Below are 12,974 nucleotides of genomic sequence, written 5' to 3'. Positions count from 1 at the left end.
GAACGTTCGCAGTTGCCAGACCGCAAACTGTTTTAACAAATCAAAAGGGGTCTTTATAACTGGCTCAAAGCTGAAAGCTTTACGGAACCCCCAGCCTAGCTGGGGGTTTTTGCATACAATAAAAAGGGCCCCGCAGGGGGCCCTTGTCAGGCTTTCAGGCGATTACTGCGCCGGTGCCGGAGCGGGTTCCGCTTCCTGCGCCGGTTCAGCGTCTTCCGCCGGGGCACCCAGCATGGCGAACTGGCCGATGAACTCCTGCAGCGACATCTTGTTGCCGTTCAGGTCAACCTGATTGTCAGCGTAGTGGAACTTGCTCGCGATCACGCCGTCTTTCTGAGTGGTCAGCTTGAACATCTGGCCCATGGCCGCCAGGCCCTGCACTTGCTGCTGCGCCAGTTTCTGCGCGTCTTCCTCATTGTAACCCTGCAACAGAGCGGTCTTCGCGGTCACTTCGGTGGCCATCGCTTCCGGAATGGTCAGGCTGAGATCCAGCTTTTTAACCGCCTGAGCGATCACTTGATCCGGCGACTGTGCCGGGGAGGCGGCCTTGCTCGGATCGGTCATCGCCAGATCCAGCGTGAAGAGGCTCTCACCCTTGCTGTTTTTCCAGCTCAGCGGGGCGATGCTGAGGCTTGGGTTGCCTTTCAGCAGCATCGGCAGGTTCTTTTGCAGCATCTCGGAGGTCTGCTGTTCGTAGACGTCCGGATCCAGGTTCTCGCCCTGCTGCAGCAGCGCCATGGTTTGGCGGTTGTAGCTGTCGGAGAAGTCTTTCAGCGCCTTGCCGTCGACGTTGTCGATTTTCAGCGTCAGTTTACCGGCGCCGAAGTCGTTGCCCTGCACCTTGAGCGCGTCCATGGTGTAATCGATCTGGCCGCCGATGTTGCTGCTGCCTTGCTCGCCGAACTTGCTCACCAGATTGAAACCGTCCAACGCCACGGTGTCTTTACCGTCGATCGTCAGTTTGAACTGTTTCAGGGTCATCGTCTGATCGCCGAGCTTCACGCCGAACTTGCTTTCGTTGCTGTTGCCTTTCAGGTTGAAGCCCTGGAAGGTGATCTGCTCGTTTTGGCCGAATTCGTTCGGGCTGGCGAACACGATAGTGTCGCTATTGGCGTCCAGCGCGAATTTTTTCAGATCGCGGGACACGTCGGCGTCAATGGTGGCGCCGCTGAATTTCAACGAAGATTTATCCTTCTGGTAGTCCAGTGGGATAAAGTCGATGGTGGACGCGGTATCGCCGCTGTACGAGATGCGCGAATCGGCGGTAAACAGCGATTTGCCTTTGGTGGTTTCAAACAGGCCTTTCACCGCCGGGGTGTTTTCCAGCTCGGTATGCACCGACGCCATGCTCGGCAGCAGGTTGAATTTTTTCAGCTGCGCGAACGGGAACGGACCGTGATCGATGGTTTCCAGGAACGCCACTTCTTCACCGGCTTTCAGCGCCGCGTTTTCACTGGTATCCGTGCCGTCGGAACGCAGCACATAACGCACTTTACTGCTGAACAGGCCGCGCTGGTAATTTTCATAGCTCAGCTTGACGCCGGCTTTCGGCAGGTAGGCTTTCAGTTGGCCGTTGGCGTTGTCGACGACTTCGCCCATGTGCTGCTCGATCTGTTTCCCGGTGTACCAGGATGCCCCGGTCCATGCTGCGCCAAGAACGACAATGACGCTGACAGCGACTAACGATTTTTTCATAGCTCTGTTTCATCCTTTTTTCTTATCACCCTCCGTTGCGTGGGAGGGGCAAATAGGGGCCGCCAAAAAACGCCCGCAGGCGTTTAATTGTGGGGGCAGCTCTCGCTTTCAGCAAGCAATTTGCTGAAATTTATCAACGGTTAGGCCAGTTGGTTATAAACCCGGGCGATGCGGCCGCTGCCGCTGACGTTGACCGGGGATTCGAAGGCGCCGATAAAGCAGGATTCACCCGGTTTGAGCGTCAGGTGCTGCCCGGATTTTTCCAGCGTCGCTTCGCCGCTGACGCAGAACACGATAGCCGCGCTCCGCTGTGCCAGCGCCTGCGGCGCGGTGGTCAAATCGTGCAGTGAGAAGGCGAAATCTTCCACCGGGATCGGGAAGAACAGCTCGTTGCCGCGCCGCTCCGGTTGGGTCAGCAGGCCGGAAGCCGGCTGCGGGCGAAACTGCAGGTTGGCCAGCAGCTCGGGCACGTCGATAAATTTCGGCGTCAGGCCGGCACGCAGCACGTTATCCGAGTTGGCCATCACTTCCAGCGCCACGCCTTTCAGGTAGGCGTGCGGCGTTTCGGCATACAGGAACATCGCTTCGCCCGGCGCGAGCTGCACCACGTTCAGCAGCAGCGGTGAGAACAGGCCGCTGTCGTCCGGATAGAAACCGGCGATGAACCGCACGGTATCCCAGGGTTCACCCTGCTGGTTGTTGAGCGCGGCTTTCAGCACGCCGAGTGCCAGCGACTTCTGCTCGCCGCTCATCGTCAACAGGCTGGCGAACAGGGTAGACAGATGGGCGGTGTCCGGCTGCTGCAGGAAGGCGGCGATATCGTGGTGCGCGCCGGCGATAGGTTGCAGCAGGGAAACGATATCGGCCAATTCACGAAAACCGTTCATCGCCAGGAACGGCGTCAGCGCGAACACCAGCTCGGGCTTGTGATTGGGATCTTTGTAGTTGCGTTCGGCGGCGCTCAGCGGGATGCCGGCGGCGTTCTCTTTCGCGAAGCCGACCTCGGCCGCCGCTTTGCTCGGGTGGACCTGGATCGACAGCGGCTGATCGGCGCACAGCACTTTAAACAGGAACGGCAACTCGCCAAAACGGCTGGCGACGTTGGCGCCCAGCTGTTTTGGCTGGTCTTCGTCGATCAGATCGCGCAGCGAACGCAGTTCACCGTCGGCGCCCGGCACGCGGGAAGGGCTCTTGGGATGGGCGCCCATCCACAGTTCGGCCATCGGCTGATTATCCGGGTTGGCGATGCCGTAAAGACGGGTCAGCGCGTCGTGGCTGCCCCAAGCGTAATTCTGTACCGCGTTGGTCATTTTTTGCATGTCGATAAACGTCCTTCTGCGTCATTGCCGCACTATTGGCAATTAACCTTCTGATTTTATACGGTTAACTCAATCTATGCCGACGACCATCATACCCTCGCGTCGGCAGGAAAAATCATGGGCGCGATCAAAACATCGCCGGATAACGTCGCGCCCGGCAACGGGGCCAAAGTATAGCGTGATAACGATCGGCGTCTCAATTGGTGCGCAGGTCTCAACGCGGCCCAGAAAATCCGTCGCAAGATTATTCTTTGGGAGAATGGGTTATTGCCGATAGCTCGTTTATCCTGCGTCATTATTTATTCTTCAACATGTCAAACTATGTCGGCTGAATTTATTTTTTACCGTCTGAGCCATTCCCTTATTATTATTTTCGCGCTGCGCCGGGCGATCACACGCCGAGCTTAAACCGGCGCGTCAGACCCCTTTACCGTAACGGCCAATGAGTCGATTTAACGAAACAAGAGGTCTGTTGCATGAAAAAACTGTTGTTGTTGTTGGGCTTTTGCACCGGCGCAGCTCAGGCGGCGGTGATTGTCGCCTATCCCTACGCAGCTCCGCGCGCCGTGGTGATCGCGCCGGCACCGATCGTCGTTGCACCCGCGCCGGTAGCGGTTCCCACCGCGATCGCACCCGTGGCGCACCCGCTGGCACTTACCGCCGGCGCGGTGGCGACCGGGGCGTATCGGCATAATGAACGGCAGGACGCCTATGACGAAATCAATCATCTGCAGCAACAACGTATCGATGAGCTCAATCATTTACAGGCGCAACGCATCAATAATTTTAATTCGCGTCATCCGCGTTAATGGCTACCCACACTTTTATTCTCCGGACTCATTTCCGGCCGTTTATTTCGGCGCGGGTTAACCGGCGGAAAATAACCGCGTCATTGATGGGTAAAAGAGATGAAACGTGCTGTGAGATAACTCTCTTAATGCGAATAGTTATTATGTCACTATACTGGGAGTGCATGCCGACGGGGGGTAGCGCGTCGGCCTAACCCTACAATTTTAGGAATTATGCTAAGGAGATCATGATGGCAGGCGTTCGTATCGAAAAAGACTCTATGGGCCCCATCGAAGTCGCGGCCGACAAGCTGTGGGGCGCGCAAACCCAGCGTTCGTTGGCACATTTCCGTATTTCCTCCGAAAAGATGCCGACCGCGCTGATCCACGCGCTGGCGTTGACCAAGCGCGCCGCCGCGCAGGTGAACGTGGATCTGGGGCTGCTGCCGGCCGAGCGGGGTGCCGCCATCATCAACGCCGCCGACGAAGTGCTGGCGGATCGTCATGCTGACCAGTTCCCGCTGTCCATCTGGCAAACCGGCTCCGGTACCCAGACCAACATGAACATGAACGAAGTGTTGGCCAATCGCGCTAGCGAGCTACTGGGCGGCGTGCGCGGTGAAGAGCGCAAGGTGCATCCGAACGACGACGTCAATAAAAGCCAGAGCTCCAACGACGTGTTTCCCACCGCGATGCACGTGGCGGCGGTGATTGCGCTGCGCGAGCACCTGATCCCCGAGCTGAAAGTGCTGCACAAGACGCTGAGCGACAAGGCCGAAGCCTACCGCGACATCGTTAAAATCGGCCGCACCCACCTGCAGGACGCCACGCCGCTGACCCTGGGGCAGGAAATCTCTGGCTGGGCGGCGATGCTGGCGCACAATCTGAAACACATCGAGGGCAGTATTCCGCACATCGCCGAGCTGGCGCTGGGCGGCACGGCGGTCGGCACCGGCCTGAATACCCATCCGGAGTACGCGGTGCGCGTCGCTAAAGCGCTGGCGGAATTGACCCATCAGCCGTTCGTCACCGCGCCGAACAAGTTCGAAGCGCTGGCGACCTGCGATGCGCTGGTGCAAGGGCATGGCGCGCTGAAAGGGCTGGCGGCTTCGCTGATGAAGATCGCCAACGACGTGCGCTGGCTGGCGTCTGGCCCGCGCTGCGGCATCGGCGAGATCTCGATCCCGGAGAACGAGCCGGGCAGCTCCATCATGCCGGGCAAAGTCAACCCGACCCAGTGTGAAGCGATGACCATGCTGTGCGCGCAGGTGCTGGGCAACGACGTGGCGGTGAACATCGGCGGGGCTTCCGGCAACTTCGAGCTGAACGTGTTCCGCCCGATGGTGATCCACAACTACCTGCAGTCGATCCGCCTGCTGGCCGACGGTATGCAGGGCTTCAACGAGCACTGCGCGGTGGGCATCGAACCGAACCGCGATCGCATTACCCAGTTGCTGAATGAATCGCTGATGCTGGTGACGGCGCTCAACACCCATATCGGTTATGACAAAGCGGCGGAAATCGCCAAGAAAGCGCACAAGGAAGGGCTGACGTTGAAAGCCGCGGCGCTGAAGCTCGGCTATCTGACCGAAGCGCAGTTCGATGAGTGGGTGCGGCCGGAAGCGATGGTCGGCAGCATGCAGAAGTAACCGCGTTCATCACCATCTCTTAACGGGGCGCGGTTGCGCCCCGTCTTTTCATGCTAATCCTTCCAGCACCGACAACAGCGCCTGCGGCTCCGGCCGCCGGGTGTAATCGGCGTGCGCTTCGGCGTAGACAATACGGCCATCGGGAGTAATGACGAACCGCGCCGGCAGCGGCAGCGTCCAGCTGTCATCCTGGTTGAACTGCGCCAGATCGAGGCCGAGCCGCTGTTGATACAGGGCGATCAGCGCGTCCGGCAGGCGGTAACGCAGGCCGAATTGAGCCGCCAGGCGATTGCCTGCATCGCTGAGCAGCGGAAAGGTGAGATCGTGATCGCGCGCGGCCTGGCGGTTATGCACCGCGCTCTGCGGTGAAATGGCCACGAGCTGCGCGCCGTGATGCGTGATGGCGGGGAGTGCGGCCTGCAGCGCCTGCAGATCGAGCGTACAGTAAGGGCACCAGACCCCGCGATAGAAACTGATGACCAGTGGGCCCTTCGCCAACAGCGCCGCGGAAGAGCATGGCCGGTTTTCGCTGTCCGGTAGGATAAAGCCGGGCGCGGCGTCGCCGACCGTCAGCGCGCATTCGGTAATGCCCGACGCGATCTGCGCCTGGATCGCCTCACGCATCAGCGCGTGATCTTGCGCCGCGAGTTTGAACGGCAGTTGGTCGGTTTCGAATGCCACTTTGAAGGCATCGAGTTTGTCTTGCAGTGTCATGCGTTCTCCTGATGGGAATGAGGGGGAGCGCTCATCTTGCCCATTCCTAAATGGCGCGTGTAGACTGCAATAAATGCTAACCGTTATTCCATCAAGGAATGTCATGGGTAAATTTGCCGATTACGAAACCTATGCCTGCGTTTACGAGAGCGGTTCCTTTACCGCGGCAGCGCGGCGGCTGCACGTGGGGCAGCCGGCAGTCTCAAAAGCGGTGGCGCGGCTGGAACAGCAGCTCGGCACGCGCCTGATGCTGCGCTCGACCCACGGCCTGCAGCCGACGGATGCGGGACAGCAGCTGTATCAACGCACCCGACGTATCCTTAACGAGCTGGCGGAGACCGAAGCGCTGGTGCAGAGCGCTGGCGAGACCCTGAGCGGCCGGCTTCGGGTCGCTTCGGCGGCGGTGTTCGCCCGCATCGTTCCCTTGCCTGATTTGACGGCGTTTATGCGCGCCAATCCGCGGTTGAACGTCGATCTGCTGCTGGATGACGGCAATTTGTCGCTGATTGAAGAGGGCATCGATATTGCCCTGTGTATTGGCGAATTGGAGGATTCCGGCTTTACCGCCCGCAAGCTGGGTGAGGTAAAGCAATGCGTGATCGGCACGCCCGGCTATTTTGCCGCTGCCGGTATGCCGCAGCGGCCGGAAGATCTGTTGCAGCATGAGATGGTGATTTACCATCACCGTGGCGGCGGCGAGCAGTGGCGCTTCAGCCGTGGAGAGGAACAGCGCACGCTGCGGCTGCCAGGGCGCATGCGGGTCAACGCGGCGGAGTGCGTGCGCGAGCTGGTGATGGCGGACTTCGGTGCTACCGTCGCCAGCGAAGGCATGTTTCGCAACGAGCTGCAAAGCGGGGCGGCGATTGCGGCCTTAGCGGACTGGCAACTGCCGCCGCTGGCGCTGTGGGCGGTGTTCCCCGGCGGCCATTTCGTTTCGGCCAAGGCGCGGGCCTTTGCCGATTTTGTCCAAACCGCGTTATGCAGGGAGCCGTGATATGTCGCGCGCACAACGTTTACTCGATCTGATGCAGCTGCTGCGCAGCCACCGTTATCCGGTGGCGGGCCATGCGCTGGCGCAGACGCTGGGCATCAGCATGCGCACGCTGTACCGCGATATCGCCACGCTGCAGCAGCAGGGGGCGGAGATCGCCGGCGAGGCGGGCGTCGGTTATGTGCTGCGCCCCGGCTTCATGCTACCGCCGCTGATGTTCTCGCAGGCGGAGACAGAAGCACTGGTGCTGGGGATGCGCTGGGTCAGCCGCCACGGCGACAGTCAGCTGGCGAGTGCGGCGGGCCAGGCGCTGGCCAAGATCGCTGACGTGCTGCCGCCGGCACTGCGGGAGGAGCTTGAGGCCAACACGCTGTTGATAGCGCCGGTTCAGGCGCCGCCGGTGGCGGATGAGCTGCGGGTGCTGATCCGTGACACCATCCGCCGCGAGCGCAAGCTGCATATCGACTATCTTGACCTGGCGGGGCAGCGCAGCGAACGCCTGTTGTGGCCCTTTGCACTGGGTTTTTTCGACCAGTTCCAGATGTTGGTCGCCTGGTGCGAGCTGCGCCAGGCCTTTCGTCATTTTCGCCTCGATCGCATCCAGGCCGCCACGCCGTTGGAACCGCGCTATCCGCGCGGACGGCGGCGGCTGCTGAAAGAGTGGCGCCTCAGCGAGGGCATTGCGGAGCAATAGCGGCACGCTGCTGCCATAAACTGTCAGTCGCGCGCCTTAGTCTGTGCCTATCGGGAACCGGCCGGTTCCCATCATCCAGAGGACAGACCGATGACCCTTCCCAGCATGACCCTGCTTTACGTCGACAATCCGCTGAACAGTGCCGCCTTTTATCAACGTTTACTGGGACAGGCGCCGGTAGAGCTTTCTCCCGGCTTCGCCCTGTTTGTGCTCAACAACGGCTTCAAGCTGGGGATGTGGGCCAAACAGGGGGTAAAACCCGCTGCCACGTTGACCGGCGGCGGCGGTGAGCTGGGCTTCTTGTGCCAGGATCCGCAAGAGGTCGAAGCGCGCTATAACCAGTGGCGCGAACTCGGGCTGCCTATCGAGCAAACGCCGACCGAGATGGAATTCGGTTACACCTTCGTCGCACGGGATCCGGACGGCCATCGCCTGCGAGTATATGCCCTCAGCGAGTAGCGTCATCGGCATACAGGTGCAAGCGCGGCACCAGCAGCCGCAGCGGTCGGGCGTCGGGTTTGTAACGGTGTTTCACCGCGTCAACGTCGTAGTTGAGCAGCTCGCCAATCTTCGGCACTGCGGCGCCGCTCTCTACCTGACACAGGGCGATCAGCGGCAGCGGGCAGGGGTGCTGCACCTGCTTTTGCTGCTGCTGATACCACACGCGGGCGATCGGCTGCACTTTGACCGGCCGCTTGATTTTCAGCGTCGCGTGCTGCGGCAGACGGCTGACATCGTCTATTTCGCGGCTGACCAGGGTGGCCCACTGTTCACGGCTGTGCGGCGGCACCGCGCGGCCGGCTTTCAGGCTTTTCTCCAGCTGCGCCAGGATGTCGTCCCGCTTGACGTTTTTGATGATGTGCTTGTTGGCCCAGCCGAAGCGCACCGAGTCGGGGTTGGTCAGGGCGGTGAGGGTGCGGTAGGCGCTGAGGGTAATCAGCCCGTGCAGATGGGTGTGTACGAACTCGAAACGCTGCTCCGGCGCCAGACCGGAATCGACGGTGATAATCTGCTCCAGTTCGCCCTTCAGGCGGTTGACCAGCGCCAGCTGCGCCTGCAGCGCCTGATACTCCGGTTGCTCCACCGCCAGACAGATGACGCCGGGCAGCCGCACGGCGGCCTTGCTGCTGACATTCTCCCGGTTATGGTGGATGAACAGCCGCTGATAATGCTCCAGCGCCAGATCGCGCGCCGCTTGTCCCACATGCTGTTCGACCGCGATATGCGAGATAGCCTGATGTTCCTGGCCTTTTTCAACCTCCGGCAGGCTGAACACCCGCGCTGCCAGCAAGCGCAGCGGGGTGATCTGCTGCTGCAATGCGCCCAGCGCCTGCTCTAGCTCGACAAAGCAGGCATTCATTCGGCCAATCACATCGTATCTGCTCATCGTACGCTCCTATTTTAGTTACAACATACTATAGGAGAGTAGCAGGCTGGGGGCAACATCGGCGATGGGGAAATACTCGGCTTAACTGCCCGCCCGGCTTACCAGGGGGAAATAGGGCGGGTAGCAGGGGGAATTCTCTCGCTCGTCTGCCACACATGCGGGTAAGCGTGATTGTCGAAAATAAACCTGGTCTTCTTATGGTTTTGATTCATGGATGAATTTTTTCCCGCTCGTTTATTTTTTGTTTAGTCCATTTCTCGTTTGCCGTTGTCCAATCGCTGGAACAAACAGAATGGCAGGACGCTATGAGCCCTTGGGGTTATCTTTTCTTCTGTCATTAACGGGTGCTTTAACAGGAGGTTTACTGTGGATATTAAACAGAAAGTCAAAAACATGACGCTGGAAGAGAAGATCGGGCAAAAAATCATGCTGGATTTTCGCTACTGGGATCGGAACGGTAGCAGCAATCAGGATATGACCGTTCCCGATGAAGCCATTGGCAAGCTGATCGCCGATAACCACGTGGGCGGGGTGATCCTGTTCGCCAATAATCTGAAAGACAAGCAGCAGATCAAAACGTTGACGGCTTGGTATGCCGCGATGAAAACGCACGCCGGCATTCGCCTGTTTATCGGCACGGATAATGAGGGCGGTAACGTTTTCCGGCTGCCGCGCGGCGACTATGCCTCATTCCCCGGCAATATGGCGCTGGCGGCGGCGATTGAGGGCGGTGCGGATAAACAGCTCGCCGTTGAACAGGGCAAGCTGATGGCCCAGGATATGCGCGCGTTGCATATCAATACCAACTTTGCCCCGGTCGTGGACGTCAACACCAACCCGTTCAACCCGGTGATTAACGTTCGCGCCTTCAGCGATGATAAGAACACCGTGTCCCGCCTGGCCGAGAAAATAGTGGCGGGGATGAAGCAGCAAGGGCTGATCACCGCTTACAAACACTTCCCTGGCCATGGCAGCACCTCCACCGACTCGCATACCGGTTTGCCGCGCGTCGATCGCACGCGGGAAGAGGCGTTTGCCATCGATATCGCCCCTTATAAGCAAGCTATCGATCGCTGCGCGGCGCCGGACATGGTCATGACCGCGCATATTCAGTATCCGGCTCTGGACAACCGCCAGATCGCTACCCGCAGCGGCGAAAAAATCACGGTGCCGGCCACCATGTCGCATGAAATTCAGACACAGATTCTGCGCAATGAGTTGGGGTATGCCGGCGTAACGATTTCAGACGCGCTGGATATGGGCGCGATTGCTGAGCACTTCACCCAACAGGGGGCGGCTGAAAACGTCTTTGCCGCCGGGGTGGATATCGCCCTGATGCCTGTCAGCATCGCTTCGCCGGCCCAGGCTAACCTGCTGCCGGACCTGATTCGTTATCTTGCGGAAAGGGTGAAAACGGGGCATCTCAGCGAGGCTGATATCGATGCCTCGGTCGAGCGCATTTTGCGCCTGAAATTACGCCATGGCCTGATGGGGCATAGCGATAACCCTTGTTCCAACGACGCCGCGTTGTCAGCACACAAGCTGGAAAAGCGCATTGCCGATCGCTCCATTACCGTGGTTATCAACCGTCACAGCCTGCTGCCGTTGAAAGACAAAGCGCTGCGCTATTTTATCCTGACCCCGTGGGGTGAGCAGGCCAAAGGCATCGCTAACGTGATGGCACAGGAAGGCTACCAGAACGTCGTTGCCGCGAAGGAAACGGAACTGAGCGATGCTCAGGTCAGGGCGCATATTGCCGATTGCGACGTGTTCCTGCTCGGCACGCTTTCGACCCGCTTTACGCCTGCTGAACAGGATGGGGTCATTACCTCCGCCACCGGAGCGAGTAATGACAGCATCCCTTATCCGGGCTGGTTGAAATACGCCGCCGAACAGGGGAAAAAGCGCGTTCACCTCTCACTGCGCGCACCTTACGATATCGTGAACTATGCCGCAGACGTGGAGGCGGCCGTCGCCACCTATTCTTACTACGGGTATGACAGCGGCGTGTGGCGCGGTCCCTCGATGATATCTCTGGCACAGGTGCTGACGGGAAAAATCACACCGCACGGAAAACTGCCGGTCAACACCTGGCATGACTACGATGTGGAGACCAACACGGGCAAGATCGCATTCCCTCGCGGGACTGGGCTGAGCTGGTAATGGGACAAGTACCGGCGTCGTCAGAAAGGGCGACGCCGGCAGCTTGCTCGCGTTGAGAAAGCGGGCGGTTTCTTGCTCTGCACGAAACGACATGGGATAACCGTCACTCACGGAAGGAGAATATTTATGCCGACAGGCGCAACAAAACTAGGCGGATGGCTGTTGATGGCCGCCATGCTGGGCGTGAGCGGATGCGCCAAGCCCCCCGAACCGGAGAAACCTGCACAGCCGACACCGCCAGTTACACCGATGCGGGGCATCTGGCTGGCCACGGTCATTGGCTTGGACTGGCCGCTGGCGGCCTCCCTGAAAGCGGAAACGGCGCAAGAGCGGGTGCGCCTGCAGCAGCAGGGGCTGACGGATGCGCTGGACGACATGGTGAAAACCGGGATTAACACGGTGTATTTTCAGGTTAAACCGGACGGAACGGCCCTGTGGCGTTCTGACATCTTGCCTTGGTCTGAGGTCTTGACCGGCACCGTGGGCCAGGATCCGGGTTATGATCCGCTGGCCTTTATGCTGCAAGAAGCGCACCGGCGCGGCATCAAAGTGCATGCCTGGCTGAACCCTTATCGGGTTTCCATGAATACCCGACAGCAAACGATTGATGCACTTAATCAGACGTTGCAGTCCCCACCGGCCAGCGTCTATGCGCTGCATCCTAACTGGATCCGCACGGCCAACGACCGCTTCGTGCTCGATCCTGGCTTACCCGACGTGCGCAACTGGATCACTGGCGTGGTGGCTGAAATAGTCAAAAACTATGATGTCGATGGCATTCAATTTGACGATTATTTCTATTACGAAACGCCGCAATCGCCGCTGGATGATGGGAAGACGTATCGCGCCTACGGCAAAGGGTTTGCAGACAAAGCCGCCTGGCGCAGGGACAACACGCTGCAATTGATAAAACAGGTTTCAGCCACCGTCAAAGCGTTGAAACCCGCGGTTGCGTTTGGCGTCAGCCCGGCGGGCGTATGGCGAAACAAAGCGGACGATCCTGCCGGCTCGGCGACGCGGGCAGGGGCGCCATCGTACGATACGGCCTATGCCGATACGCGCCAGTGGGTAAAACTGGGGCTGCTCGACTATATCGCACCACAGCTGTATTGGCCTTTCGATCGTGAAATTGTCCGCTACGACGTGCTGGCCAACTGGTGGGCCGAGGTGGTGAAAGGCACGCCGGTTCGGCTCTATGCCGGGGTGGCGCTGTATAAAGTGGGCACGCCATCGGCCAGCGAGCCGGCCTGGACCGTCGATGGCGGCGTTCCCGAGCTGAAAAGGCAGTTGGATCTCAACGAGAGCCTGCCGGGGATGGGGGGAACCATCCTGTTCCGGCAACGCTATCTGACCGAGCCGCAAACGGATAAGGCCGTGGAGTACCTGCGCACCCGCTGGAAAACCGGTCAATAATCACAGGCACTGGCAGGACGAGCCGCGGCAAATCGCCGCGGCTTTTTGTATGCAAAAACCCCCAGCTAGGCTGGGGGTTCCGTAAAGCTTTCAGCTTTGAGCCAGTTATAAAGACCCCTTTTGATTTGTTAAAACAGTTTGCGGTCTGGCAACTGCGAACG

Annotated in this window: 11 protein-coding genes; 7 read left to right on the top strand and 4 right to left on the bottom strand. The window is 59.5% G+C overall.

Annotated features, from left to right (window positions below):
- Window positions 1–162: 162 nt before the first annotated feature.
- Complete coding sequence (locus ACJ8HA_RS23610; RefSeq protein ID WP_025302700.1) at window positions 163–1,695, bottom strand: YdgA family protein; 1,533 nt, start codon at window positions 1,693–1,695, stop codon at window positions 163–165.
- 140 nt (window positions 1,696–1,835) lie between these two features.
- A complete protein-coding gene (manA, locus tag ACJ8HA_RS23605; RefSeq protein WP_049203493.1) occupies window positions 1,836–3,014 on the bottom strand; it encodes a mannose-6-phosphate isomerase in 1,179 nt (392 codons plus the stop codon).
- A 476-nt stretch (window positions 3,015–3,490) separates the two neighbouring features.
- On the opposite strand from manA, the gene ACJ8HA_RS23600 reads away from it, so the two are divergent.
- A complete protein-coding gene (locus tag ACJ8HA_RS23600) occupies window positions 3,491–3,823 on the top strand; it encodes a hypothetical protein (RefSeq protein ID WP_025302702.1) in 333 nt (110 codons plus the stop codon).
- A gap of 230 nt (window positions 3,824–4,053) precedes the next feature.
- The gene (fumC, locus tag ACJ8HA_RS23595; RefSeq protein ID WP_049203492.1) at window positions 4,054–5,451 is read left to right on the top strand and encodes a class II fumarate hydratase; all 1,398 of its coding nucleotides are present in this window, start codon (window positions 4,054–4,056) and stop codon (window positions 5,449–5,451) included.
- A gap of 48 nt (window positions 5,452–5,499) precedes the next feature.
- On the opposite strand, the gene ACJ8HA_RS23590 is transcribed toward fumC, so the two are convergent.
- Window positions 5,500–6,165 (bottom strand): peroxiredoxin-like family protein, encoded by a 666-nt coding sequence (locus tag ACJ8HA_RS23590; RefSeq protein WP_049203490.1) that lies wholly within the window; start codon window positions 6,163–6,165, stop codon window positions 5,500–5,502.
- 103 nt (window positions 6,166–6,268) lie between these two features.
- Between ACJ8HA_RS23590 and ACJ8HA_RS23585 the strand changes: the two genes are divergently transcribed.
- The 3 genes from ACJ8HA_RS23585 (at window position 6,269) to ACJ8HA_RS23575 (ending at window position 8,309) form a co-directional block, all read left to right on the top strand.
- Window positions 6,269–7,159 (top strand): LysR family transcriptional regulator, encoded by an 891-nt coding sequence (locus ACJ8HA_RS23585; protein ID WP_025302705.1) that lies wholly within the window; start codon window positions 6,269–6,271, stop codon window positions 7,157–7,159.
- Window position 7,160: 1 nt separating this feature from the next.
- Entirely contained in the window at window positions 7,161–7,850 is a 690-nt protein-coding gene (locus ACJ8HA_RS23580; RefSeq protein WP_025302706.1) for a helix-turn-helix transcriptional regulator, read from the top strand.
- A 90-nt stretch (window positions 7,851–7,940) separates the two neighbouring features.
- The gene (locus tag ACJ8HA_RS23575; RefSeq protein WP_028128189.1) at window positions 7,941–8,309 is read left to right on the top strand and encodes a VOC family protein; all 369 of its coding nucleotides are present in this window, start codon (window positions 7,941–7,943) and stop codon (window positions 8,307–8,309) included.
- Here the strand turns inward: ACJ8HA_RS23575 and tus are convergent.
- The gene (gene tus / locus ACJ8HA_RS23570) at window positions 8,299–9,237 is read right to left on the bottom strand and encodes a DNA replication terminus site-binding protein (RefSeq protein ID WP_049203487.1); all 939 of its coding nucleotides are present in this window, start codon (window positions 9,235–9,237) and stop codon (window positions 8,299–8,301) included. The genes ACJ8HA_RS23575 and tus overlap by 11 nt on opposite strands.
- 366 nt (window positions 9,238–9,603) lie before the next feature.
- On the opposite strand from tus, the gene ACJ8HA_RS23565 reads away from it, so the two are divergent.
- Both ACJ8HA_RS23565 and ACJ8HA_RS23560 read left to right on the top strand, forming a co-directional pair.
- Window positions 9,604–11,400: a glycoside hydrolase family 3 protein gene (locus tag ACJ8HA_RS23565; RefSeq protein WP_197812680.1), complete on the top strand. Its 1,797-nt coding sequence runs from the start codon at window positions 9,604–9,606 to the stop codon at window positions 11,398–11,400.
- 126 nt (window positions 11,401–11,526) lie between these two features.
- Window positions 11,527–12,813, top strand: a complete 1,287-nt coding sequence (locus ACJ8HA_RS23560) for a glycoside hydrolase family 10 protein (RefSeq protein ID WP_421117631.1) — start codon at window positions 11,527–11,529, stop codon at window positions 12,811–12,813.
- The last annotated feature ends 161 nt before the right edge of the window (window positions 12,814–12,974 follow it).

The organism is Serratia sp. CY33802 (genome assembly GCF_052169095.1).
In the GTDB taxonomy this organism is placed as follows: Bacteria; Pseudomonadota; Gammaproteobacteria; order Enterobacterales; family Enterobacteriaceae; genus Serratia; species Serratia bockelmannii.
This window is presented reverse-complemented; position numbering and strand designations above follow the sequence as displayed.

Excerpts from the sequence above, each read along its gene's own strand:
- ACJ8HA_RS23610 (WP_025302700.1), bottom strand. The coding sequence starts at position 1,695 with ATGAAAAAATCGTTAGTCGCTGTCAGCGTCATTGTCGTTCTTGGCGCA.
- manA (WP_049203493.1), bottom strand. The coding sequence starts at position 3,014 with ATGCAAAAAATGACCAACGCGGTACAGAATTACGCTTGGGGCAGCCAC.
- ACJ8HA_RS23600 (WP_025302702.1), top strand. The coding sequence starts at position 3,491 with ATGAAAAAACTGTTGTTGTTGTTGGGCTTTTGCACCGGCGCAGCTCAG.
- fumC (WP_049203492.1), top strand. The coding sequence starts at position 4,054 with ATGGCAGGCGTTCGTATCGAAAAAGACTCTATGGGCCCCATCGAAGTC.
- ACJ8HA_RS23590 (WP_049203490.1), bottom strand. The coding sequence starts at position 6,165 with ATGACACTGCAAGACAAACTCGATGCCTTCAAAGTGGCATTCGAAACC.
- ACJ8HA_RS23585 (WP_025302705.1), top strand. The coding sequence starts at position 6,269 with ATGGGTAAATTTGCCGATTACGAAACCTATGCCTGCGTTTACGAGAGC.
- ACJ8HA_RS23580 (WP_025302706.1), top strand. The coding sequence starts at position 7,161 with ATGTCGCGCGCACAACGTTTACTCGATCTGATGCAGCTGCTGCGCAGC.
- ACJ8HA_RS23575 (WP_028128189.1), top strand. The coding sequence starts at position 7,941 with ATGACCCTTCCCAGCATGACCCTGCTTTACGTCGACAATCCGCTGAAC.
- tus (WP_049203487.1), bottom strand. The coding sequence starts at position 9,237 with ATGAGCAGATACGATGTGATTGGCCGAATGAATGCCTGCTTTGTCGAG.
- ACJ8HA_RS23560 (WP_421117631.1), top strand. The coding sequence starts at position 11,527 with ATGCCGACAGGCGCAACAAAACTAGGCGGATGGCTGTTGATGGCCGCC.